This is a genomic window from Chromohalobacter sp. HP20-39, assembly GCF_033052815.1.
Classification (GTDB): Bacteria; Pseudomonadota; Gammaproteobacteria; order Pseudomonadales; family Halomonadaceae; genus Chromohalobacter.
In genome coordinates this window covers 215,504-238,144 of sequence record NZ_JAWHTP010000002.1, presented here as the reverse complement: position 1 = coordinate 238,144, position 22,641 = coordinate 215,504, and the positions used below count along the sequence as shown (strand labels likewise).

The window sequence follows — 22,641 nt, the reverse complement described above, 5'->3', positions numbered from 1 at the left end:
CGGAGCGCGATTCCCGCCGACCCCTGGTCGAGTGTCGGCGGCGTTATGCCAAGCTAATGAAAAACCCTGCAATGGTGGCCGACATCAGGTTGGAAAGTGTCCCTGCGAGTACGGCCTTGAGGCCGTAACGGGCGATTTCCTGACGGCGATTGGGCGCCATGAGGCCGAGCCCGCCGAGCAGAATGGCGATCGAGGAGAGGTTGGCGAAACCGCATAGCGCGAAGGACAAGACGGCAGCGGTGTGTTTGGACATGACTTCGCCGGTGGCGGCGACGACAGTCTCGCCGGAGATGTACGGCGCCAGGTTGATGAAGGCGACGAACTCGTTGACGACGATCTTCTGGCCGATGAATGAGCCGGCCAGCGTGGCCTCGCTCCAGGGGATGCCCAGCAGAAAGGCCAGCGGTGCGAAGAGCCAGCCGAGGATCATTTCCAGGCTCAGCGACGCCATGCCGAACCATCCGCCGACGCCGCCGAGGATGCCGTTGAGCAGTGCGATCAAGCCGATGAATGCCAGCAGCATGGCGCCGACGTTGGCCGCCAGCATCATGCCCGAGGTGGCCCCGGTGGCGGCGGCATCGAGCACGTTGGCGGGTTTGTCGTCCGCTTCGATCTTTTCCTCGGCGTGCGAAATACTGTCATCGGGCGTTTCGGTTTCCGGCATCAACAGCTTGGCGAAGAGCAGTCCACCCGGCGCCGCCATGAAGGAGGCCGCGATCAGGTATTCCATCGGGATACCCAGGCTGGCGTACCCCGCAAGGACCGAGCCTGCCACCGAGGCCAACCCACCGCACATGACCGCAAATAGCTCTGAGCGCGTCATGGAAGCGATGAAGGGGCGTACGACCAGCGGCGCTTCGGTCTGGCCCACGAAGATGTTCGCCGTGGCCGACATGGACTCGCTGCGTGAGGTGCCCAGCACGCGCTGGAGTGCGCCACCCAGCAGGCGGATAACCCATTGCATGACCTTGAGGTGATAGAGCACGGCAATCAATGACGAGAAGAAGATAATGACCGGCAATACCTTGAAAGCGAAGACAAACCCTACTTTGTCGGGATTGGCGAGGCCGCCGAAGAGGAAGTCGATGCCATCGTTGGCATAGACGATGACCTGGCTGACAGCTTCCGAGATCGTCTCGAGGACGGCTTGGCCGAAAGGGGTGTAAAGAACGAAGGCACCGATGGAGGCTTGGATGGCGAAGGCGCCGCCGACCGTGCGTAGGCGAATCGACTTGCGATTGGAGGAGAACAGCACGGCGATAAGGATCAGCGTCGCCATTCCTACCAGGCTCATGATAGCGGTCATATCAGCATCCTGATGACATTCGATTGTGGATTGTTATACAGGGAACGGCATACGCCAGCATGTGGCTTGTCGTTTTGTTATTAGAGTCACAGTGTCGTGCTATTAAAGTAACACACGCTAGGTGATGTCAACTCTTCACCATGAGGTTGTGACTCAAAATGCAGAAATCATTTGCCATGTACTTGTCCCAACAAGTAAATGTTCGCGATCGATCACTAAATGGCATGGTGGCCATCGGGGGCACGGCATCGGTGTCGAGAGGCAAATGAAGGCTCAGGGTGCCTCGGGTATCGCCATTTCGCTTTCCAGAAAGCCGCCGGACTGGCGCCGCCAAAGGCGCGCGTAGAGCCCGTCGCGGGCGATCAGTTCGGCATGGCTGCCCTGCTCGACGATGCGTCCACCCTCCATGACCACCAGGCGATCCATGGCGGCGATGGTGGAGAGGCGGTGGGCGATGGCGATCACTGTCTTGCCCTGCATCAGTTGGTCGAGGTTTTCTTGAATCGCGGCTTCGACGTCGGAGTCCAGCGCCGAGGTGGCTTCATCGAGGATCAGGATCGGTGCATCCTTGAGCATCACCCGAGCGATGGCGAGGCGTTGGCGCTGTCCGCCGGAGAGTTTCACGCCACGCTCGCCGACATGCGCGTCGAAGCCGCTGCGGCCCTGAATGTCGTGCAGTGACTCGATGAAGTCCGCGACATGGGCCCCGCGGGCCGCTTGCCAGGCCATCTCGTCGGTGGCATCCGGGCGTCCGTAAAGCAGGTTGTCGCGTACCGAGCGGTGCAGCAGCGAGGTGTCCTGGGTGACCATGCCGATCTGCGCACGCAGGCTCTCTTGGCTCACCTCGGCGATGTTCTGACCATCGATACGGATCGCGCCGCCTTCCAGCTCGAAGAAACGCAACAACAGATTGACCAGTGTCGACTTGCCGGCGCCGGAGGGACCGATCAGGCCAATCTTTTCCCCCGATTGAATGGCAAGCGACAACTCGTCGATGACGCCGCTGCCCTTGCCGTAGTGGAAACGGATCCGGTCGAAGGCGATTTCACCCCGGTCGACGCGCAGCGGCGGGGCGTCTTGCCGGTCCTCGATGTGGCGCGGCAGCGAGAGCGTCGCCATGCCGTCCTGGACCGTGCCGATATTCTCGAACAGCGCCGAGACTTCCCACATGATCCACTGCGACATGCCCCATAGGCGCATCACCAGCCCCAGCGCCACGGCCACCGCACCGACGCTCACCGCTTCCACCAACCACAGGTGGATCGACAGCCAGCCGATGCCGAACAGCAACAGCGCATTGAGCAGATAGAGCAGACCGTAGAGCCCCGTGACCAGGCGCATCTGGCGATGCACGGTGACCAGGAACCCTTCCATGCCGTCCTTGGCGAACGCCGCCTCCCGCTGGGCGTGGGAGAACAGCTTCACCGTCTGGATGTTGCTGTAGCTGTCGACGATGCGCCCGGTCATGCGCGAACGGGCGTCGGCCTGGGATTTCGACACGCGGCCCATGATGGGCACGAAAATGCGCAGCAGTACGAGATAGCCGGCAAGCCAGGCCACCAGCGGCATTGCCAGGCGCCAGTCGGCGTTGCCCACCAGGATCAGCGTACCCAGGAAGTAGACGCTGACGTAGTTGAGTACCTCGAACAGCTTGATGATGCACTCGCGCACGGCCAGCGAGGTTTGCATCACCTTGGTGGCGATACGCCCCGCGAACTCGTCCTGGTAGAAGGCCATCGATTGTTGCAGCAGATAGCGGTGCGCCTGCCAGCGGATGCGCATGGGAAAGTTGCCCATGAGGGTCTGCTGCTGAAACAGTGAATGCAGCCCCACCAGGCCAGGTAACAAGACCAGCACGATCAGCGCCATGCCGGCCAGCTTCCACCCCTGCTCGGCGAGAAAGGTCTCGCGGTCCTGGGCCGCCAGCCAGTCGACGATGTTGCCGAGAAAGCCGAACATCCACACCTCGATGCCGGCGATCAGTGCCATCAGTATCGTGGCGACCAGCAGATACGGCCAGGCGCCACGCGTGTAGTGCAGGCAGAAGGCGACCAGCGTGTCCGGCGGGCGCTGTGGCTCTTGAGGCGGAAACGGAGCGAGACGCTTTTCGAACCAGTGGAACATGCGAATTTCCTGGCAGGGCGACGCCGCCGTGCTTTACGCCTGAAACGGCAGCACGGCGGTGTAGACGGCGAAGTAGTGGCACACGCTGCCACCCAAGACGAACAGGTGCCAGATGGCGTGATGGTACGGGATCGCGGGAATCGCGTAGAACACCACTCCCAACGTGTAGATGATACCGCCTGCAACCAGCAGGGCGAGGCCGGGGGTGTTGAGGCGGGCGTCGAGTTCACCGGCAGCCAGCACGATCATCCAACCCATCAACAGGTAGACGCCCACGCGCAGCATGCCAAAGCGATGCGGCCAGACGATCTTGAGTGCGATGCCGCCCAGCGCCAGGCTCCAGATCGCCGCGAACAGTGTCCACCCCAAGGGGCCGCGCAGGTTGACCAGCAAGAACGGCGTATAGGTGCCGGCGATCAGCAGATAGATCGCGCAGTGGTCGAAGACCTGGAAAAGGCGCTTGAGGCGCGCGCTGCGTAGGCCGTGGTAGAGCGTCGAGGCCGTATACAGCAACAACAGACAGACGCCATAGAGGCTGATGCTGGCGATCTTCCACGGATCGACCTCGGCCGCCAGGCTGGCTGCAACGATGAGCGCCACCACGCCGACGAGGCTCAGCACGGCGCCGATTCCATGGCTGATGCTATGCAGTGCTTCTTCGAGGCCGGAAAAAGGAGCGTCTTGGTCGGGCGAGACGGGTGGGGACTCATGTGACATGGCGAACTCCTGCGTGATAGCGACGGGCTGACATCAAGACAACATGCGCATCAGTATAGTTCGTCAAAGGGCAGCGTCAGCGTTCCCGATCGCCCTTGCGGGTGGGGGAAAAGTCGTCCAGTGCCATCATGTGCCCGAGCTTGCCGACCTTGGTGGCCAGATACTGCTCGTTGTGGGGGTTGCGCCCTGCGGTGATCGCCAGGCGCTCGGCGACGCGCACGCCATCGCGCGTCAAGGCGTCGACCTTGCGCGGATTGTTGGTCATCAACTTGAGCGCTTGCACGCCCAGGTGGTCGAGCATGGGCACGCAGAGATCGTAACGGCGCATGTCGGCGCCGAAACCAAGATGCTCGTTGGCTTCCACGGTGTCGAAGCCCTGATCCTGCAGATGATAGGCGCGGATCTTGTTGAGCAGGCCGATGCCACGGCCTTCCTGACGCATATAGAGCAGCACGCCGCGCCCTTCATCGGCGATGCGTTTGAGCGCTTCCTGCAATTGGTAGCCGCAGTCGCAGCGCATCGAGAACAGGGCGTCTCCGGTCAGGCACTCCGAGTGCACGCGCCCTAGCACGGGCTCGGACGTCGAGACATCACCCAGCGTCAAGGCAATGTGTTCCTTGCCAGTGGCCTCGTCCTCGAAACCATGCATGGTAAAGGTTGCCCACGGTGTGGGTAATTGAGAGGCGGCGATGAAGCGAATCGTCACGATGAACCTCAGTGGTGCACAGCACGGTGCGGAAAGCGAAAGCGTCGGGGCGAGCATTCTAGCAGGCCGTAGCGTGAGGCTCACCCTGTAAGTGCCGCGCGTGCGCTTAGTGCGGCGGGGTATGTTACTAGCAATTTGCTAGATGGGGATGCGTCACCGTGAATCAAGTCGCCGCGCGCCGCATTCGTTACAATGGAGGACAAAATCGACGTCTGGAGTTCTCATGCCATTGCAAAACGACCGCCTATTGCGTGCCCTGGCACGCCAACCGGTAGATCGCACACCCGTGTGGATGATGCGCCAGGCGGGCCGCTATCTCCCCGAGTATCGCGAAACGCGCGGCCAAGCTGGCAGCTTTATGGACCTGTGCCGCAACGCCGAGTTGGCGTGCGAGGTGACCATGCAGCCGCTGGAGCGTTACTCGCTCGACGCGGCGATCCTGTTTTCCGATATCCTCACGATCCCGGATGCCATGGACCTGGGGCTTTACTTCGAGACTGGAGAAGGCCCCAAGTTTCGCAAGACAGTGCGCAGCGCCGAGGATGTTGCCGCGCTGCGCGTGCCCGACGCCGAGCGCGACCTCGACTACGTGATGAACGCGGTGCGCACCATTCGCCACGAACTGGCGGGCAGCGTGCCGCTGATCGGTTTCACGGGAAGTCCCTGGACGCTGGCCACCTATATGATTGAAGGCGGCTCGAGCAAGGATTTCCGGCACGCCAAGGCGCTGATGTATGGCGACCCGGCGGCGATGCATGCGTTGCTCGACAAGCTGGCGCGCTCGGTGACCGACTATCTCAACGCCCAGATCCGTGCCGGTGCCCAGGTCGTGCAGATCTTCGACACCTGGGGTGGAGTACTGTCGACGCCTGCATATCGCGAATTCTCGCTGGCCTATATGACGCGCATCGTCGAGGGACTGATCCGCGAGCACGAGGGGCGGCGCGTACCGGTGATCCTGTTCACCAAGCAGGGCGGCCAGTGGCTGGAAAGCATCGCCGATAGCGGCGCCGATGCCGTAGGCCTGGACTGGACCACCGAACTGAGCGATGCGCGGGCCCGCGTGGGCGATCGCGTGGCGTTGCAGGGCAATCTCGACCCCAATGTGCTGTTCGCCTCGCCCCAGGCGATTCGCGATGAAGTGGCGCGGATCCTGGCCAGCTACGGCAGTGGGCCGGGTCACATCTTCAACCTGGGCCACGGCGTTAGCCAATTCACTGATCCTGATCATGTCGCCGCGTTCATCGAGGCGCTGCATGAGTTCAGTCCGCGTTATCATGGCTGATATGGCTGAACGTGCCATGCTGCTCGTGCTCGACGCCGAGTGCCCATTGTGTCGGCGCGCGGCGCATTTCGTGTTGCGCCATGCACGGGCGCCGGTGTACCTGGCAAGCCTGCACGAGGCGTCGGCGCAGCGCTTGGGCGAGTACTTCGGGGCCGATCCTAACCAGCTCGATAGCATCTGGTTGGTGCGCGGGGGCGAGCTGCATCGCGACAGCTCGGCATTGTGGCGTCTGGCTCAGGGGCTGCAGTGGCCTTGGCGCGGCCTGGCGGCGCTGCGTTGGTGTCCGCGTGCTTGGCGCGATGGTGTCTATCATGTCGTCGGGCGTTGGCGCCATCGGTTGGCACCGGCGACTGAGTGGTCGCCACAAGCGCGTGCGAGCTGGGTATCGTATCTGGATGAAACGACCTGCCGGCGGCTCGGACTGCCGCTCGTCTTGATGGGCGCCGACGTGGACATTGCCGATCATATCTATCCGTCACAAGGAGAGTGAGCCATGTCTGTTTCCCTTCGCCCTCTTCGCTGGTCGTGCCTGGTGCTGGCCGGCATCAGCGCCGCCGTGATCGCCTGGGGCAGCCTGACGCCCGGTGCGGAGATGTCCCAAGATCTGCCTTGGGACAAGTTCAATCATTTTATTGCCTATGCGGGCCTGGCGGCACTGTTGCGGCTGGGGGGCTTTCGTACGCTGACGGCGCTTAGTCTGGCTATCGGCTACGGCGTTCTCATCGAGGGCCTGCAGTTGGGCGTGCCTGGCCGTAGCGGCGCCGATTGGGCCGATGCGCTGGCCAATACGCTAGGGGCGCTTGTCGCCGTTAGAGTCTGCCATTGGCTGCTGCCCAGGCGCTTTCTTGTCGCGCGCGGATAGGCTATGTTGCGCGGCTATTCCATGAATGCGATTCCAGCCTCTCGAAGGGGCTTTGACGATAGTGATTACGAGGGTTCCCATGACCGAGCGTCTCGACCAGGGCTGGTTCACGGAAGTGTTCGACAGCCACGGCAGTGCCTTCTCACTCATGATCAAGGACAAGCTGCACGAGGTACAAAGCCCCTATCAGCATCTGGAAGTCTACGCCACCGAGACCTACGGCAACTTGATGGTACTCGACGGCTGCGTGATGCTCAGCACGCGCGACAACTTCCTCTACCACGAGATGATCGCGCATCCGGCGCTGTTTTCGCACGCCGCGCCCAAGCGTGTGGTGATCATCGGCGGTGGTGATTGCGGTACGTTGTGTGAGGTGCTCAAGCATCCCGGCGTCGAAGACGTCGTACAGATCGACATCGACGAAGAGGTCACCCGAGCCTCTCAGCGCTACTTCCCCGAGCTGACGGCGTCCAACGATGACCCGCGCGCCACGCTCAAGTTCGAGGATGGCGTCAAGTGGGTCGAGAACGCACCGGAAGGCAGCGTCGACGTCATGATCATCGACTCCACCGATCCCGTGGGGCCGGCGGAAGGACTGTTCGAGGCCGACTTCCTGGCGCGTTGTCATCGCCTGCTCGCCGACGGCGGTGTGTTGGTGCAACAGAGCGAGTCACCGCTTTATCACACCGGCTCGATCATTCGCGAGCTACGCGCCGATATGCAACGCGCCGGCTTCGATAGCGTCGCCACGCTGCCATTTCCGCAGCCAGTCTATCCTTCGGGGTGGTGGAGCGTGACGCTGGCCGGCAAGGGCAAAGACGTGACGCGCTTTCGTGAAAACGATGCCGCGGCGGTGGAATTCCCGCTCGAGTACTACAGCGTCGAGACCCATCGTGGTGCATTGGCGCTGCCACCGTTCATGCGTCGTGCACTGTCGATGTGATGTGCAACGTGTGAAAAACGTTAAAGGTACGTGACTTAGGTATATTGGTCGGAGTGGCAAGCTCTTTGCTAATGTGGTTAGTGGCTCGCGAATAAGCCACCACAATAACGCAAGGAGCTTCTGCATGTTATACAAGAACAAGTTCATGATGGCCGTTCCGGCCGCCCTGTTGCTGAGTGGTCTGGCGACCGCCTCCCAAGCGGCGACGCTCGACGATGTCAAGGAGCGTGGCAACCTCAATTGCGGGGTCAATGTCGGCCTGACCGGCTTCTCGGCACCTGACGAGGACGGCCACTGGCAAGGGCTGGATGTAGAAATCTGTCGAGGCGTTGCCGCTGCGGTGTTCGGCGATGCCAGCAAGGTGGCCTTCACGCCACTGACCGCCAAAGAGCGATTTACCGCCTTGCAGTCTGGTGAAATCGACGTACTTTCGCGCAACACCACCTGGACCGCCACGCGTGACAACTCGTTGGGACTCGATTTTACCGGTGTGGCTTTCTACGATGGTCAAGGCTTCATGTTGCGAAAGGATCTAGGCATCGATAACCTGAAGCAGCTCGACGGCGCCTCGATCTGTATCCAGGCCGGCACGACCCACGAACTCAACCTCGCCGATTATTTCCCCTCCCGTGACATCAATATCCAGACGGTGACCTTCGACACACCCGATCAGACTGCGGGTGGATTTGCCAATGGACGTTGTGATGTGCTGACCTCCGACACCTCGCAGTTGGCGGCGTTGCGCCTGCAACTGCCTGATCCGAGTAGTGTCGAAATCCTGCCCCAACTGATCTCCAAGGAGCCGCTGGGCCCGGTGGTTCGCCAGGGCGACGATCAGTGGTTCGACATCGTCAAGTGGACGTTGTTCGCCATGATCAATGCCGAAGAGCTGGGCGTGACCAGCGAGAACGTCGACGACATGAAGGCCAATCCGCCCAATCCCAAGGTGGCCCGCCTGCTGGGCGTTGAGGGCAGCTACGGCGAGCAACTCGGCCTGCCCAAAGACTGGGCCTATCAGATCGTCAAGGATGTCGGTAACTACGGCGAGGTCTTTGCCGACAACGTAGGCAAGAACTCCCCGTTGGGTATCGAGCGCGGCCTCAACGCGCTGTGGACCGAAGGCGGCTTGATGTACGCACCGCCGGTGCGCTGAAACGTATTACGCCAACCTCTCGCGCCGGAACGACCCGGCGCGAGTCCTGACATTCATTGAAGCAACTCCGGGCCCCTGTGTCGTAACGGCATGGGTAGCCTGTGAGGTTGCTTTCTGATCGAGCATTCACCGATGTGGCGTAGCGTTCAACGTTCGCGAGAAAAGGGCGCCCTGTGGCGAGATCCCAGCTTTCGAGCTCTGGTCGTCCAGGCCGTATTGCTCATCGCCCTGGCGGCAGTGATCGCCGTGTTGGTTTCCAACACGATGAGCAACCTGGAAGAACGAGGTATCACGACGGGGTTTGGCTTCTTCAGCGAGAGGGCCGGCTTTTCGATTCCACAGACCCTGGTCGAGTACAGCGGCAACAGCACCTATGCGATGACATTCGTGGTGGGCCTGCTCAACACCCTGCTGGTGTCTGCCATGGGTGTGGTGACGGCGACCCTGATCGGTTTCCTGGTCGGTATCGCGCGGCTGTCCCCCAATTGGCTGCTGGCCAAGGCGGCAATGGTCTATGTCGAGATCTTTCGCAACGTACCGCTGCTCCTGCAGATTCTCTTCTGGTACTTTGCCGTTTTGCAGGCCTTGCCCTCGCCGCGTGACAGCCTGTCGTTTTTCGAAGTCATCTTTCTGAACATACGTGGGCTGATCATGCCGGCGCCGCTGCCGCAGCCCGGTTTTTCGGCGGTTCTCTGGGCGCTGTTACTGGCCGTCGTTGCCAGTTTCTTTTTGGTGCGCTTCGCGCGCCGCCGTCAGGATCGCACGGGGCAGCGGCTACCCGCCGGCTGGCTCAGCCTTGCGTTGATCGTGGGCCTGCCGTTGGCGGTCTATGCGATCAACGGTTTCCCGCTGAACTGGGAGGTGCCGGCCCTTGCCGGCTTCAACTTCCGCGGCGGCATTACCATCCTGCCTGAGCTGGCGGCACTGTGGCTGGCACTGTCGATCTATACCGCCTCCTTCATTGCCGAGATCGTTCGTTCGGGCATTCAGTCGGTCGCTCATGGCCAAATCGAGGCGGCGCGTTCGCTGGGACTGGCGCCGGGCGTCACGCTGCGCAAGATCGTGATCCCCCAGGCCATGCGCTTGATCATTCCTCAGTTGACCAGTCAGCACCTCAACTTGATCAAGAACTCCTCGCTGGCCACAGCCATTGGCTATCCTGACCTGGTCGCGGTGTTCGCGGGAACGGCCCTCAATCAGACCGGGCAGGCACTCGAGATCATCGCCATCACCATGGCGGTCTACCTGACGATAAGTCTGGTCGTGTCGTTTTTGATGAATCTCTACAACGCCCGTGTGCAGATAAAGGAGCGTTGACATGACGACCTCTTCGCCATCGCCCGAAACGACGTCAACACCCATGATCCCCGAGCGAGAGCCCCCCGACCCGCGTCGTGGTGTGACCGGTTGGCTACGCAAGAATCTTTTCTCCTCGCCGCTGAACAGCATCGTCAGCCTGGTGATGCTGGTGCTTGCCGTCCTCATCGTCTGGCCTTTACTGCAATGGGCGATCGTCCAGGCCGACTGGCTGGGCGAGACGCGTGAGGCCTGCACGGGGGAGGGAGCATGCTGGGTATTCATTTCGGCACGCCTGGAGAGCATCGTTTACGGCTTTTACCCTGAAAGCGAGATCTGGCGGGTGAATATCGTCTTCGCCATGCTGGCGGGATTGATCGCCTGGCTGGTGCTGCCGCGCCTGCCCTCCAAGGGATGGGTGGCCCTGTTCGCCCTGACCGGCTTTCCGCTCATCGCCTTCTTCCTGCTGGCTGGCGGTGTCTTCGGGCTCATGCCCGTGCCGACCCGTGATTGGGGCGGGTTGATGCTGACCTTGACGATTGCCGTCGTGGGTATCGTCGGTTCGCTGCCCATCGGCATCCTGCTCGCCCTTGGGCGGCGCTCATCCATGCCCCTGGTACGGGGCGTCAGTGTCGTATTCATCGAGTTCTGGCGTGGCGTACCGCTGATCACCGTGCTGTTCATGGCGTCGGTGATGCTGCCGCTGTTCGTGCCCTCGGAGGTCGAGTTCGACAAGCTCCTGCGCGCCCTGGTCGGCATCATGCTGTTCTGGAGCGCCTACATGGCGGAAGTGGTACGCGGTGGACTGCAGGCCATCGACAAGGGGCAGGACGAGGCCGGCATGTCACTGGGCCTGGGGTACTGGCAACGGATGGGCTTGATCGTCCTGCCGCAGGCGCTGAAGCTGGTGATCCCGGGGATCGTCAATACCTTCATCGCGCTGTTCAAGGATACCTCGCTGGTGCTGATCATCGGCCTGCTCGATCTATTGTCGATCATCCAGGCCGGGCTCACCGACCCCGAGTGGCTGGGTTATGCCATGGAAGGGTATGTGTTCGCGGCACTGGTCTATTGGGTCTTCTGTTTCAGCATGTCGCGCTACAGCCAGCGTATCGAACGCAAGCTGCACACAGGGCATTAGCACTCGGCAGCCGGTAACTGTTAGGCGTTGCAGTGGCAAGGCGGCGTGTGCCGGCATACAACAAGACAATTCATTTCAGGAAGCACCTGCATGAGCGAAGCAACTGCCTCACGGGACAACGGCACCGAGCCGATGATCGAGATGACCGGCCTCAACAAATGGTATGGCGACTTCCATGTGCTGCGCGATATCGATCTTACCGTCCAGCGCGGTGAGCGTATCGTCATCTGCGGGCCCTCGGGGTCCGGCAAGTCGACGTTGATCCGTTGCATCAACCGCCTGGAAGCGCACCAGCAGGGTGGCATCGTGGTCGGCGGTATCACCATGACCGAAGACATCAAGCGAATCGAACAGATCCGTCGCCAGGTCGGCATGGTGTTCCAGCATTTCAACCTGTTTCCGCATCTCAGCGTGCTGGAGAACTGCTGCCTGTCACAGATATGGGTACAGAAGAAGCCCCGCCACGAAGCCGAGAAATTGGCCATGGAATACCTGGAGCGGGTGCAAATTGCCGAACAGGCCAAGAAGTACCCGGGGCAATTATCGGGCGGTCAGCAGCAGCGCGTGGCGATCGCACGGGCGCTGTGCATGCGCCCCGAGGTGATGCTGTTCGACGAGCCGACCTCGGCGCTCGACCCGGAAATGATCAAGGAAGTGCTCGATGTCATGGTCGAACTGGCACGCGAAGGCATGACCATGCTCTGCGTGACCCACGAGATGGGCTTTGCCAAGACCGTGGCCGACCGCGTCATCTTCATGGATCAGGGGCAGATCATCGAAGAAGCGCCGCCGGAAACGTTCTTCAATAACCCGCGCTCCGAGCGTACCCAGCTGTTTCTCAGCCAGATTCTCGGCCACTGAGCGACAAGTCACCCGTCGCCGGTTAGAGGCTGGGTTCCTGGCGCTGGGGGGAAGTGGCCGGTTCCCGTTTCGCGGTGGCCGGCTGGCGGGGCCTTGTCACGCGCGCTTGGCCCACCACGCCTTCCTCCGGGTCGAGCGGCTTCGCCGTGCTGATCCAGGCCTGTTCCGGGTCGTGCATGGCCGGGCGCCGATCGATGGCGCGCGTCATGACGTCGCTCGGGGCAAAGCCCTCGCGCCGCGCCAGCATATGGTGCGGTGCCATCCATAACTCGGCGAACAGGCGCACCAACGCCATGGCAAGCAGCAGTACGCCGCCGCCGAGGGCCAACATCGGCCAATTTTCCTGCCATGATAGTCCGCTCGCTGCCGGTGAATGGCGCCATAGCCAAGCGCCGCCGGCCAACAGCAGGCCAATTTGCAGGACACAATGAGAAAAGATCAACGTCCGTCGCGGTAGTGGGCGACGCATCAAGATAAAGTCGCGCATGTCGCTCTCCCTGGCAGATAGCGCTCGTAGCCGGTGATTCCTGTCCAGCGATGCGATGTTAGCAGGTTTGCGTCAAGCGTGAACCTGTCGTTGTCATGCCACGCGAATGTCGCGGCGTGCTGACGCCTACCGCGAGGTTGACAGAAATACGCTGGGTTTCGATGCTTGAAGGGCCGCCGTTCGCGCGAAGAGGCGGTGGGATATCAACGGCGCAGGAAGCGCCGCTGTCCCGAGATGCCGGTCATCCCCCGATCAAGGAGTCAGACATGAACAAGCGTTATATCGTGACCGCCAATGCCTCGCGTGCGCGTGTCTTCGCGCATCAAGCCGGTGTAGTGAGTGAAGTCGATACGCTGATTCATCCCGAGGGCCGTTTGCATACCGGCGATCTGCGTACGGGCGGCAAAGGCGAGGCCGACGATGCGGCATCGCATTCGCCGCGTCAGTCCGGTAATGACGATGCCACGATGGAAAAACACGCCGCGTTCTTCGCCAAGGAGGTCGCTGATTATCTCCGTCAGGCGCGTACCCAGGGGAAAGCCGGTGAGTTTATCATCGCCGCCGCGCCGCACTTTTTGGGATTGATTCGCCAGAAACTCGACAAGCCGACCCAGGCCTGCGTCATCCATACCTTGGATAAAGACCTATCGAGTGCCGACGAGGAAGAGTTGGCCGAGAAATTTCGCCCGCCCCTCAGTTGATGTGACAATTCGAATCAACATGAATAAGCGTCTTGCTTAAAGTTTTTTCCATGAGTGCCGTTAATCAGAGGAGGTTTCCTCCAACGATAGGCACTCATTAATGTTCACATCGCTTCGCACCCGGATCATGGTGGCTTGTGTCGCCATGATTCTGGTCGCCTTGGCCGCCACCGGTGGCGTCAACTACTGGCTGGTGAGCCAGCACCAGCGCACCATCAATGCCGATATGCTCGACGGCGTGGCACGCGGTCATGTCGAGTCCATCGAAAATTGGGCCGTGAGCAAGAAGCGCCTGATTGAAGCGCTGCCTCCCGCCCTCGGGAGCGATAGGCTCGTTCCTGCGCTGCAACAAGCCGCGACGGCCGGGGGCTTCAGCCAGGTCTACGTAGGACTGCCGGACAAGCGCCTGATCACCAACGACAACTGGCAACCGCCGGAAGATTACGACCCCACGCAGCGCCCTTGGTACCGCTCGGCCGTCGAGGCCGGCGAGAGCATTGCCAGCCCGCCCTATCTAGATATGGTCACCGACAGCCTGGTGGTATCTTTCGCTACACCGGTGATCGAGGACGGTGAGACCCAGGCCGTGATCGGCGCCGATGTCAGCCTGGCCGATGTCAACGCGAACGTGACCTCGGTCCGTCCGACTCAAAGCAGCTTCGCGTTCCTCGTCAATCAGGACAGCAAGCTCGTCGCCTATCGTGACGCCAGCCTGGCATTGAAGCCATCGACGGCACTGGACGAAAGCCTGACCCCTGCGCGGCTCAACGCGTTGAGCCAGCAGAGTCGCCCGCAAGAAGCGACCGTCAATGGTCGGGATGTGCTGTTGTATGCCGTGCCTGTGCCGGAAACCGACTGGCGCCTGGTCATCGCGCTGGACCTCGCCGAAGCCAACGCCGGCGTGCAAGGCATGTTGCACGCCACGTTGATCGCGATGGTCTTGTCCGGCCTGATTGCCGCCTTGCTGCTGTGGGCGCTGTTGTCGCCGATCTTCCGCCGTCTGCGCTTGGCGCGCGATGCCATGTTCGATATCGCCTCTGGTGAAGGTGATCTGACACGCCGGCTCGAGATCGATGGTCGCGACGAGGTGGCGCAAATCGCCCAGGGTTTCAATGGCTTCGCCGATGCCGTCAACCAGGTGCTCCTCGAAGTCCGTGCCAGTAGTACCTCGGTGAGCGAGGCCTCCAGCGAAATCGCCCACGGCAGCCAGGATCTCTCACGGCGCACCGAGCAGGCCGCTTCCAGCTTGCAGGAAACGTCTACCGCCATGGAGCAGATCGCCAGCACGGTGGAAAATACCGCGCAGTCTGCCAGTCAGGCCGACCAGCTCTCCCGGGAGGCGACCACGGCGGCCAATCATGGCGGCGATATTGCGCGCAAGGCGGTCAACACCATGGAAGAGGTCAATGCCCAGACGACGCAGATCTCCGACATCGTGCGCTTGATCGACGAAATCGCCTTCCAGACCAATCTTCTGGCGCTCAATGCCTCGGTCGAGGCGGCACGCGCCGGCGAGCAAGGTCGCGGTTTCGCGGTGGTCGCCAATGAAGTGCGTCAACTGGCGAGTCGCTCGGCCTCGGCGGCCGATGACATCAAAAAGTTGATCGACGCCTCGGTGACCCAGACCCGCGAGGGGACCGACATGGTGCGCATGGCAGGTGACAGCATGCAGGAAATCGTCACCGCCGTGGCGCGGGTCTCCGACGTCCTCGCCGAGATCAACGCCGCCACGCAGGAGCAAAGCCAAGGCGTGACCCAGGTCAACCAGGCCGTCAACGACCTGGATCAAATGACCCAGCACAACGCCTCGATGGTCGAGGAATCCACCGTCGCCGCCGAGCAAATGCGCGACCAAGCCTCGCGTCTAGCCGAGGTCGTGGGCCGTTTCAGCCTGCGCGAAGACGGGTACACGCAAACGCGTCCGGCGTTGACCAAGACCTGACCGGCATCCCCCGCGCCATCAAAAGCCCACCGGCATGCGCCGGTGGGCTTTTTTGATTGAGCCGTTTCTACAAGGGCGATCCTAGGGAACGGCCGGCAGGTCGATGTCGTCGCTGCGCTGGACCCCAGCGGTCATCTCGCGGCATAGGCGCAGGAATTCGCGCATGGCGGTGGTCAGGTATTTGTGTCGATGCCAGATGAAGGCGAACTGGCGTGTCAGGTCGAGCGCCGGGGTGGCGATGGGTACCAGGCTGCCGCGCCGGAAGGCGTCGCGCAGGGCCAAATGCGAGACGCAGCCGATGCCCAGTCCCGATTCCACCGCGCGCTTGATGGCTTCGGTGTGCTCCAGCTCGAGCAGCACATTGAGCCGTCCACGCCGGTGGCGCATCGCTTGGTCCAGCGTACGGCGCGTGCCCGAGCCCTCCTCGCGCATGATCCAGTCCTCACGCATCAGCGCTTCCAGATCCGCCTCACCGGCGCTGGCCAATGGGTGCCGTGGCGAGCAGAAGACCGTGAGTTCGTCCTCGACCCAGGGTTGCATGACGATATCCTCGTGCTGACAGTCCCCCTCGATCAGACCGAGATCCAACTCATGATGGGCGATGCGCTCGACGATGGAGGCCGTGTTGCGCACATGCAGACGCACGCGACTGCCCGGGTGGTGACGCATGAAGTCGCTGATCAGCAGCGTCGCCAGATAGTTGCCGATAGTCAGCGTCGCACCGACATCCAGTGACCCGATGCCGCGCTGGCCCTTGAGCAGCTCCTCGATTTCCTCGCCGCGGTCGAGCAGCGCCACGGCCTTGGGCAGCAACTGAAAGCCCAGCGCATTGAGCTTGAGCCGCTTACCGATGCGGTCGAGCAACTGGCAGTCGAACTGTCGCTCAAGCTCCGCGAGGGCGGTGCTAGTAGCGGATTGCGACATCGCCAGGCGCTGTGCCGCGCGGGACACGCTTTCATGCTGCGCGATGGCGACGAAGACTTCGAGCTGGCGCAGTGTGTAACGCATGTCGACCTCCTGGCGATTTCATCGACCGTTCTATATCGGCTAGATAGATAACCGATATCCATACAATTCATTTAACAGATATATTGGTTCAGTCTTATAATTAGTGCAACTTCAATTTCAGCAGTTAATGCTTTCCGGTTATAAGTTAAGGAGCGTCTCGTGAGTAAACTGGCACTTGAAGAAGTTCTCAGCGTTCATCACTGGAACGACACCCTGTTCAGCTTCCGCACCACGCGCGAGCGTAGCCTGCGCTTCAAGAACGGCCAGTTCGTGATGATCGGTCTGGAAGCCGACAGTAAGCCGCTGCTGCGGGCCTACTCGGTGGCCAGTCCCAACTACGAGGATCATCTTGAGTTCTTCAGCATCAAGGTGCCGGATGGCCCGCTGACCTCACGGCTGCAGCATCTCAAGGTTGGCGATCAGATCATGGTCAGCCGCAAACCGACCGGTACGCTGGTCGTCGATGACCTGCTGCCGGGTCGCAATCTTTATCTGCTGTCCACCGGTACGGGCCTGGCGCCGTTCCTGAGCCTGATCCAGGATCCGGAAGTCTACGAACGTTTCGAGAAGATCGTACTGATCCATGGTGTACGCACGGTCAGCGAGTTGGCCTATGCCGACTTCATTACCCAGGAACTGCCGGCTCACGAGTACCTGGGCGAGGAGATCAGCGAGAAGCTGGTTTACTACCCCACCGTGACGCGTGAAGAATTCCACACCATGGGGCGCCTGACCGATCATATCCGTAGCGGCAAGCTCTTCGCCGATACCGGCCTCCCCGAGCTCGACCCCAAGCAGGACCGCGCGATGATCTGCGGCAGCCCGGCGATGCTCGACGACACCAGCGCCATGCTCGACGAGCTGGGCTTCAATATTTCCCCGCGCATGGGCGAACCCGGCGACTACGTCATCGAGCGCGCTTTCGTCGAGAAGTAAGCGGCGAGATCATACCGATGTGACGCTAGAGGCCCCTGACATTGTCACAACCACGTGGGCATGGCGTTGTCGGCACGCGCTTTGACGTCGTCATCGATGTAGACCGACACCGCGATTAGTGCCGCGCCGAGGACACTGGCGTCGTCGACATAACCGCCTGCGGGGATCAGGTCGGGGATGGCATCCAGCGGCGAGATGAAATACCCCAGTGCGCCGAAGATCGTGGTCTTCGCCCATACCGGAACATCGGGTCGCTGCAGCACAAAGTACAGTTGCAGCGCCCGTCGAGTGACTTCACGACCTGCCCGACGTCCGTAGCGGGTGATCTTGTGCCAGAAACGCTGCTCCTGGAACGTGTCTGCGTAATCGACCGTTTCTCCTGGCACGCTATCGCCAGCGTCGATCAGGGGGGGCTCTTCGATGGGGTCATGGCGCGGTGTCATACATGCTCCTCGCGACAGGCGGTATCGACTCGAATGTATCAAGAAGTATGAACAACGGGGCAGGGAAAGAGCATGATAGCGCAGAGATAAGTGTCATGGGAGCGCCTGCCCCCATGCTGCCATAGCAGTTGGCATATACCCGCCGAATTACGACTTGGCGCCGCCCTGAAAAGCGATATCCAACGAGATTGCGGTGTCCTTGGGCACGTTGACGACACTCAAGGCGTGCTGCGTCATGTCACGACGCAGCGCCTCGTATTCCTCGCCGCCCGCCATGCGCAATTCCTCGAGCTGGTGCTCGGTGACTTCATGGCTACCAAGGTAGTTCTTGGCAGTCTTGCGTAAGGCATCGCCCATCTCGCCGCCCGCGATCATGTGGAACTCGTCGGTTTCCATGCCGGCGTTCTCGATGATGATTTCCATTCGTCATCTCCTCGTCGTGAGTAAAGCACGGCACCTCTATGTGCCGTGTTCCTTCAAGGTAGGTGCCATGTCGGGACGAGCTCAAGGACGATTAGACAACCGATAGGGCGTATGTCGTGGTCATATACGCCAACGCAAGGGGTGCTCGTCCACGGTTTGGCCCTGTTCGTCCCAGTCTTGCCAGCCGGTGAAGGGGATCGCTTTCTCCGTTTGCCAGTGGCGCAGACGTGTTTCCCATTGGTGTTTGGCCTGTTCCAGGTGATCGTGGAAGGCCGGTTCGTCTTTATAGCTCAAACCACCACCCTGCACGCCGTATGTGATGTGCGGGGAAAGTACCTCGAAACCGACGTAATAGAGGGAGCAGAGGATCGGCCACATCAGTGTGGCGATATCGCCGCTTCGGCCGCCGGGAGTAAACGTCGATGCTGGCGCCCCCGTGGTAACCGAACACATGGCCCGCTTGCCCTTTAGCGGCCCCCGGTCGTAGCGGTGTGTACCCGAATAAAGCCCGCCATAGACGAATACACGATCGAACCACCCTTTGAGCATGGCGGGCTGAGCGTGCCACCAAAGCGGGAATTGCAAGATCACGAGATCGGCGTGTCGCAGTCGGTCGATCTCTCGCTGGATGTCGCCAGGTAGCGTGTTTGATTGAACATGGTGACGTTGCTCGGTCAGCGCCGAGAAGTAGTGGGGATCTGCACGACCGACGAAGTGCTCGGCACGTTCCACGGGGTCGAAACCTTCGACGTATAGATCTGAAACACAGACGTCATGCCCCTCACGTGTCAATGCAGTCACGGCGAGGTTGCTTAATGCCGCATTGAATGAGTGTGGCTCAGGGTGGCAATGCACGATCAAAATATTCATGGGAAAGCCTTGTAACGACATGAGACTAATTACGCTAGGCTTTGCATAGAAGAAATGACATCCCCCATGAATGAAAGTGAGGTTTGCATGAATGAACAGGTCATGCCTTGGGATGACCTACGGATCGTACTGGCCATCGTGCGGCAGGGGTCTCTAGCCGGGGCCGGTCGAGAATTAGGAATCAGTCATGCGACGGTATTTCGCCGCTTAGGAGCGCTTGAATCCCACTTGGGGGTACGGTTATTCGAGCGTCACCGCACGGGCTATGTGCCGACGCTGGCGGGTGACGATCTAGCGACGACCGCAGCACGTGTCACGACAGATATCGATGCCGTGGAAAGGCGTCTCATGGGGCAGGACGCCAGGTTGTCCGGTACGTTGCGTGTCACCACGACTGACACCTTGCTCATGGGGCTACTGAGTGATGTCCTCGCAGGTTTCCAGCATGAATATCCCCATATTGTATTGGAAGTGGAAGTCTCTAATCGTGAATACAATTTATCGCAACGAGACGCGGATATCGCGATTCGGCCAACGAAATCACCGCCGGAAACACTAGTGGGCCGCCAAGTGGGGCAAATCGCTCAGGCTGTTTATGTCCATCAGTACCACCTTGAGACAAGTGCTTGGGTAGGGCCTGATTCACACTTGGGATATCCCGCCCTGGAAAGATGGATGGCGCATGAAGGGATAGAGGCTGACTGCCGTTATCGTGTCGATAGCATGTTGGGAATGCTGGCGGGAGTGCGGAGTGGCATAGGGCGTGGTGTCCTGCCGTGTTATCTCGCCGATAGGGACGATAGCCTCATGAAAGTCGGTGAGTCGCTGGCCTCATTGGAGACGCCGTTGTGGCTGTTGACGCACCCCGATTTGCGGCATACCGCCCGGGTGATGGCTTTTTTCTCCTATCTGTCGGAAGTGCTGAGCACACGCCAAGCATGCTTGAAAGGCGAAACCCTAAATTCCAAGCCTACTTCACCACGCGACGAGCGCCAGTCCCCCGAGCATGACGGCGATGGCGCCGAGTCGTAACGGGGTGAGACGTTCTCTAAACCAGTAACCGGCGGCGAGCACGCCGAGGGGGATCGAGAGCTGGCGCAGGGCGACGACGTGGCTGACGTCGGCACTGGTGGACATGGCAATCAGCACCAGCCCGTAGGTACCTAGGATCATGGTGCCTGCCAGCCAGGCACGACGCGCGGCGGGGGAGCGGTGCAGTCGTCGTGCTGCATGACGCTCGTTGGGCAATGCTCGTACGAGTGGCCACATCCATAACCAGGTGGTCATGGCTTGCAGCACCATGTAGTGCAGTCCGGCTTGTAGCGGGGTGTAGCCATGCGTGGTCATCAAGCCCAGGGCGTGCTTGTCGATCAGTGAATACCCGGTGGTGCCGACTGCGGCGAGCAAGACGAAGCCCAGCGCAGGAGTGAGGTAACGCGACAGGCGCAAGGCGCGCCAATGGGGCAGGGGCATGACGAGGGCGCTCGCGGCGATCAATGCCATGCCGAGGATGTCTCCGCTATTAAGCGCGCTTGTGGCAAGCCATGGGAGCGCGACGGCGGGCACGAGCAGTACCGGGAGGGCGCGTGCCAGGGGGTAGAGAAGACTCACTTCGCCGCGTGCATAAGCCCAGGCGAGCCCGCCCATATAGAGCGCCTGGCACGCTCCCGTGGCGATGAGCCAGACCCAGAAGACGTCGGGTAGCCGCAATGGCGAAGGCCCCCAGAGCAGGAGCGGCGCATACAGCACACTGCCGGTTGCCATGGCACGGGCGAAAAACGCCAGCGATGGTTCACCGCGCTTACCGAGCAGGTTCCAGCCGGCATGGAGTACTGCGGACACGACGATCAAGGCGATGGCAAGTGTGCTCAGCGTGTGCCTCCGGGCAGGTTCAAAGGGCGTTAAGTGGGATGGCTTCTTTCTGGTATATACCAGATGGATGGTGACATCTTCCACTACGCCTGGCGTGATCGCAACCGAGCGTTCGCGTCGCCATTGGCCCCATCATCGCGTGACAAATGTTTGCGCAATGTCACGAAGGGTGCCCAAAATGCCGATATGGGCTGTACAGAGCGTGTCTCTCGCTCATAATCCTTATGTCATTGCACTTTGTGGCGTCGCCATAACAAAAATGTCGCGGCAAATGTTACGAGTGGACCCTCCTTCAAGGACATAACAAATGACGTCCTCGTTTCCTCATCGATCGCGTACGGTGCCTACGCTGTTCATTTTGATCGCCTTCGTGATGGCGTTGTGCATGCTCCCTGCAGCCCAGGCGGCACCCAATCCACGTTATGCCTCCATTGTCATCGATGCCGAGAGCGGTGCGGTACTGTACTCGGCAAACGCCGATGCAACGCGCTACCCCGCGTCGTTAACCAAGATGATGACGCTTTACTTGCTGTTCGAGGCGCTCGAGGACGATACGCTGAGCATGGGTTCGCGCCTGCCGGTCTCGCAGCATGCTGCCGCGAAACCGCCGTCCAAGATGGGGGTGAGGCCTGGGGAGACGGTGAAGGTGGAAGATGCCATCAATATCCTGGTGGTCAAATCCGCCAACGATGTGGCGGCGGTGGTGGCCGAGGGGCTGGCCGGTAGCGAGTCCACCTTTGCCGGCCAGATGACCGACAAGGCACGCGCCTTGGGCATGGTACACACAACTTTTCGCAATGCCTCGGGGCTGCCCGATGACCGCCAAGTCACCACCGCCCGCGACATGGCGATTCTCGCGCTGCGCCTGATGCAGGACTTCCCGAGTTATTATCCGGTGTTCGCCAAGACCGAGTTCACGTGGCAGGGGCGGCGCTACAAAGGACACAACCGACTGCTCGACAACTATGCCGGCACCGATGGCCTCAAGACCGGTTACATTCGTGCCTCGGGATTCAATGTGGCGACCTCCGCCGTCCATGATGGGCGTCGCCTGCTGTCCGTGGTCATGGGCGGTTTTACCGCCCAGTCACGCGACGCCCACATGAGCGAACTGCTCGATCGTGGGTTCGTGCGTGCCGAAGCGATCGCAGAGGGGGATTGGATCGCGAAGGCAGACATTTACGGTGACCGCTTGCAGGCCACCCCAACGAGTGCCCCTGCGCCCACGCCTGACGATGATCCCATTCGTGACGTGATCGCCCAAGCGGAATACGAGCACGGTGATGCCAGGACAGCGGCCGGAAATGTCGGCGCCTGGGCCGTGCAGGTGGGCGCGTTCAGCGATCGTACCCGGGCGCGTCGGCAGGCTGACCAAGCCGCCGAATTCCTGCCAGCCGAGCTCGACGGTCGCGTGGCCGTGTCATCGGTGCAAGGCGATGGGGGCATCTTTCGGGCACAGTTGGTGGATCTCGAGGAAACCCAGGCGCGCCGTGGGTGTCGGCAGCTGGCACGCGAGGGCGTGGACTGCGTCGTGGTCGCCATGGGCTCCGGCCAGTGAGGCGTCC

Annotated in this window: 23 protein-coding genes; 13 read left to right on the top strand and 10 right to left on the bottom strand. The window is 61.1% G+C overall.

The annotated features are described in order from the left end of the window. Positions 1-43 precede the first annotated feature (43 nt). The 4 genes from RVY79_RS04625 to ribA form a co-directional block, all read right to left on the bottom strand. Complete coding sequence (locus RVY79_RS04625; RefSeq protein WP_317462855.1) at positions 44-1,306, bottom strand: NupC/NupG family nucleoside CNT transporter; 1,263 nt, start codon at positions 1,304-1,306, stop codon at positions 44-46. A gap of 273 nt (positions 1,307-1,579) precedes the next feature. Next, on the bottom strand, positions 1,580-3,430 hold the full coding sequence (locus RVY79_RS04620; protein WP_317462854.1) for an ABC transporter ATP-binding protein: 1,851 nt from the start codon (positions 3,428-3,430) through the stop codon (positions 1,580-1,582). Between the two features lie 33 nt (positions 3,431-3,463). Beyond that, entirely contained in the window at positions 3,464-4,147 is a 684-nt protein-coding gene (gene trhA / locus RVY79_RS04615) for a PAQR family membrane homeostasis protein TrhA (protein WP_317462853.1), read from the bottom strand. Positions 4,148-4,223: 76 nt separating this feature from the next. After that, positions 4,224-4,853 carry a GTP cyclohydrolase II gene (gene ribA, locus RVY79_RS04610; protein WP_246973421.1) on the bottom strand — a complete coding sequence of 210 codons (630 nt, stop codon included), beginning with the start codon at positions 4,851-4,853 and terminating at the stop codon, positions 4,224-4,226. 223 nt (positions 4,854-5,076) lie between these two features. Between ribA and hemE the strand changes: the two genes are divergently transcribed. From hemE to RVY79_RS04570, 8 genes are all read left to right on the top strand, one after another. Continuing rightward, the gene (gene hemE / locus RVY79_RS04605) at positions 5,077-6,138 is read left to right on the top strand and encodes a uroporphyrinogen decarboxylase (RefSeq protein ID WP_317462852.1); all 1,062 of its coding nucleotides are present in this window, start codon (positions 5,077-5,079) and stop codon (positions 6,136-6,138) included. After that, positions 6,131-6,628 (top strand): DUF393 domain-containing protein, encoded by a 498-nt coding sequence (locus RVY79_RS04600; RefSeq protein ID WP_317462851.1) that lies wholly within the window; start codon positions 6,131-6,133, stop codon positions 6,626-6,628. Before hemE ends, RVY79_RS04600 begins: the two co-directional genes overlap by 8 nt. A gap of 3 nt (positions 6,629-6,631) precedes the next feature. Further along, positions 6,632-7,000 (top strand): VanZ family protein, encoded by a 369-nt coding sequence (locus tag RVY79_RS04595; protein ID WP_317462850.1) that lies wholly within the window; start codon positions 6,632-6,634, stop codon positions 6,998-7,000. Positions 7,001-7,079: 79 nt separating this feature from the next. Further along, entirely contained in the window at positions 7,080-7,943 is an 864-nt protein-coding gene (speE, locus tag RVY79_RS04590) for a polyamine aminopropyltransferase (RefSeq protein WP_317462849.1), read from the top strand. Positions 7,944-8,067: 124 nt separating this feature from the next. Continuing rightward, entirely contained in the window at positions 8,068-9,096 is a 1,029-nt protein-coding gene (locus tag RVY79_RS04585; protein ID WP_317462848.1) for an amino acid ABC transporter substrate-binding protein, read from the top strand. 132 nt (positions 9,097-9,228) lie between these two features. Next, positions 9,229-10,413 (top strand): amino acid ABC transporter permease, encoded by a 1,185-nt coding sequence (locus RVY79_RS04580; RefSeq protein WP_317462847.1) that lies wholly within the window; start codon positions 9,229-9,231, stop codon positions 10,411-10,413. A gap of 1 nt (position 10,414) precedes the next feature. Continuing rightward, the gene (locus RVY79_RS04575) at positions 10,415-11,533 is read left to right on the top strand and encodes an amino acid ABC transporter permease (protein ID WP_411161698.1); all 1,119 of its coding nucleotides are present in this window, start codon (positions 10,415-10,417) and stop codon (positions 11,531-11,533) included. A gap of 132 nt (positions 11,534-11,665) precedes the next feature. Next, positions 11,666-12,394 (top strand): amino acid ABC transporter ATP-binding protein, encoded by a 729-nt coding sequence (locus RVY79_RS04570; RefSeq protein WP_411161706.1) that lies wholly within the window; start codon positions 11,666-11,668, stop codon positions 12,392-12,394. Between the two features lie 22 nt (positions 12,395-12,416). Here the strand turns inward: RVY79_RS04570 and RVY79_RS04565 are convergent, their stop codons facing one another. Then, positions 12,417-12,881 carry a hypothetical protein gene (locus RVY79_RS04565; protein WP_317462845.1) on the bottom strand — a complete coding sequence of 155 codons (465 nt, stop codon included), beginning with the start codon at positions 12,879-12,881 and terminating at the stop codon, positions 12,417-12,419. A 266-nt stretch (positions 12,882-13,147) separates the two neighbouring features. Here RVY79_RS04565 and RVY79_RS04560 point away from each other — a divergent pair, with 266 nt between their 5' ends. Both RVY79_RS04560 and RVY79_RS04555 read left to right on the top strand, forming a co-directional pair. Beyond that, a complete protein-coding gene (locus RVY79_RS04560; RefSeq protein ID WP_317462844.1) occupies positions 13,148-13,582 on the top strand; it encodes a host attachment protein in 435 nt (144 codons plus the stop codon). Between the two features lie 100 nt (positions 13,583-13,682). Beyond that, a complete protein-coding gene (locus tag RVY79_RS04555) occupies positions 13,683-15,524 on the top strand; it encodes a methyl-accepting chemotaxis protein (protein WP_317462843.1) in 1,842 nt (613 codons plus the stop codon). Between the two features lie 81 nt (positions 15,525-15,605). On the opposite strand, the gene RVY79_RS04550 is transcribed toward RVY79_RS04555, so the two are convergent. Next, complete coding sequence (locus RVY79_RS04550) at positions 15,606-16,532, bottom strand: LysR family transcriptional regulator (RefSeq protein ID WP_317462842.1); 927 nt, start codon at positions 16,530-16,532, stop codon at positions 15,606-15,608. Positions 16,533-16,691: 159 nt separating this feature from the next. Between RVY79_RS04550 and RVY79_RS04545 the strand changes: the two genes are divergently transcribed. Beyond that, entirely contained in the window at positions 16,692-17,468 is a 777-nt protein-coding gene (locus RVY79_RS04545; RefSeq protein ID WP_317462841.1) for a ferredoxin--NADP reductase, read from the top strand. Positions 17,469-17,512: 44 nt separating this feature from the next. On the opposite strand, the gene RVY79_RS04540 is transcribed toward RVY79_RS04545, so the two are convergent. The 3 genes from RVY79_RS04540 to RVY79_RS04530 all read right to left on the bottom strand — a co-directional run bounded on the left by RVY79_RS04540 (position 17,513) and on the right by RVY79_RS04530 (position 19,204). After that, complete coding sequence (locus RVY79_RS04540; RefSeq protein ID WP_317462840.1) at positions 17,513-17,911, bottom strand: YkvA family protein; 399 nt, start codon at positions 17,909-17,911, stop codon at positions 17,513-17,515. A 147-nt stretch (positions 17,912-18,058) separates the two neighbouring features. Then, a complete protein-coding gene (locus tag RVY79_RS04535) occupies positions 18,059-18,334 on the bottom strand; it encodes a hypothetical protein (protein WP_317462839.1) in 276 nt (91 codons plus the stop codon). Positions 18,335-18,454: 120 nt separating this feature from the next. Further along, positions 18,455-19,204, bottom strand: a complete 750-nt coding sequence (locus RVY79_RS04530) for an NAD(P)H-dependent oxidoreductase (protein ID WP_317462838.1) — start codon at positions 19,202-19,204, stop codon at positions 18,455-18,457. Positions 19,205-19,291: 87 nt separating this feature from the next. Here RVY79_RS04530 and RVY79_RS04525 point away from each other — a divergent pair, with 87 nt between their 5' ends. Further along, entirely contained in the window at positions 19,292-20,236 is a 945-nt protein-coding gene (locus tag RVY79_RS04525; RefSeq protein ID WP_317462837.1) for a LysR family transcriptional regulator, read from the top strand. Here the strand turns inward: RVY79_RS04525 and RVY79_RS04520 are convergent. Then, positions 20,180-21,046, bottom strand: coding sequence for a drug/metabolite transporter (locus tag RVY79_RS04520; RefSeq protein WP_317462836.1), 867 nt, complete (start codon positions 21,044-21,046; stop codon positions 20,180-20,182). The two genes, RVY79_RS04525 and RVY79_RS04520, sit on opposite strands and share 57 nt — an antisense overlap. A gap of 337 nt (positions 21,047-21,383) precedes the next feature. Between RVY79_RS04520 and RVY79_RS04515 the strand changes: the two genes are divergently transcribed. Continuing rightward, a complete protein-coding gene (locus RVY79_RS04515) occupies positions 21,384-22,634 on the top strand; it encodes a D-alanyl-D-alanine carboxypeptidase (RefSeq protein WP_317462835.1) in 1,251 nt (416 codons plus the stop codon). The last annotated feature ends 7 nt before the right edge of the window (positions 22,635-22,641 follow it).

Bases quoted from the DNA above. Each gene is read 5' to 3' on its own strand.
- RVY79_RS04575 (WP_411161698.1), top strand. From the start codon at position 10,415: ATGACGACCTCTTCGCCATCGCCCGAAACGACGTCAACACCCATGATC.
- RVY79_RS04525 (WP_317462837.1), top strand. From the start codon at position 19,292: ATGAATGAACAGGTCATGCCTTGGGATGACCTACGGATCGTACTGGCC.
- RVY79_RS04570 (WP_411161706.1), top strand. From the start codon at position 11,666: ATGATCGAGATGACCGGCCTCAACAAATGGTATGGCGACTTCCATGTG.
- RVY79_RS04625 (WP_317462855.1), bottom strand. From the start codon at position 1,306: ATGACCGCTATCATGAGCCTGGTAGGAATGGCGACGCTGATCCTTATC.
- RVY79_RS04595 (WP_317462850.1), top strand. From the start codon at position 6,632: ATGTCTGTTTCCCTTCGCCCTCTTCGCTGGTCGTGCCTGGTGCTGGCC.
- hemE (WP_317462852.1), top strand. From the start codon at position 5,077: ATGCCATTGCAAAACGACCGCCTATTGCGTGCCCTGGCACGCCAACCG.
- speE (WP_317462849.1), top strand. From the start codon at position 7,080: ATGACCGAGCGTCTCGACCAGGGCTGGTTCACGGAAGTGTTCGACAGC.
- RVY79_RS04530 (WP_317462838.1), bottom strand. From the start codon at position 19,204: ATGAATATTTTGATCGTGCATTGCCACCCTGAGCCACACTCATTCAAT.
- RVY79_RS04565 (WP_317462845.1), bottom strand. From the start codon at position 12,881: ATGCGCGACTTTATCTTGATGCGTCGCCCACTACCGCGACGGACGTTG.
- RVY79_RS04585 (WP_317462848.1), top strand. From the start codon at position 8,068: ATGTTATACAAGAACAAGTTCATGATGGCCGTTCCGGCCGCCCTGTTG.
- RVY79_RS04540 (WP_317462840.1), bottom strand. From the start codon at position 17,911: ATGACACCGCGCCATGACCCCATCGAAGAGCCCCCCCTGATCGACGCT.
- RVY79_RS04560 (WP_317462844.1), top strand. From the start codon at position 13,148: ATGAACAAGCGTTATATCGTGACCGCCAATGCCTCGCGTGCGCGTGTC.
- RVY79_RS04555 (WP_317462843.1), top strand. From the start codon at position 13,683: ATGTTCACATCGCTTCGCACCCGGATCATGGTGGCTTGTGTCGCCATG.
- RVY79_RS04515 (WP_317462835.1), top strand. From the start codon at position 21,384: ATGACGTCCTCGTTTCCTCATCGATCGCGTACGGTGCCTACGCTGTTC.
- trhA (WP_317462853.1), bottom strand. From the start codon at position 4,147: ATGTCACATGAGTCCCCACCCGTCTCGCCCGACCAAGACGCTCCTTTT.
- RVY79_RS04600 (WP_317462851.1), top strand. From the start codon at position 6,131: ATGGCTGATATGGCTGAACGTGCCATGCTGCTCGTGCTCGACGCCGAG.
- RVY79_RS04535 (WP_317462839.1), bottom strand. From the start codon at position 18,334: ATGGAAATCATCATCGAGAACGCCGGCATGGAAACCGACGAGTTCCAC.
- RVY79_RS04550 (WP_317462842.1), bottom strand. From the start codon at position 16,532: ATGCGTTACACACTGCGCCAGCTCGAAGTCTTCGTCGCCATCGCGCAG.
- RVY79_RS04580 (WP_317462847.1), top strand. From the start codon at position 9,229: ATGTGGCGTAGCGTTCAACGTTCGCGAGAAAAGGGCGCCCTGTGGCGA.
- RVY79_RS04620 (WP_317462854.1), bottom strand. From the start codon at position 3,430: ATGTTCCACTGGTTCGAAAAGCGTCTCGCTCCGTTTCCGCCTCAAGAG.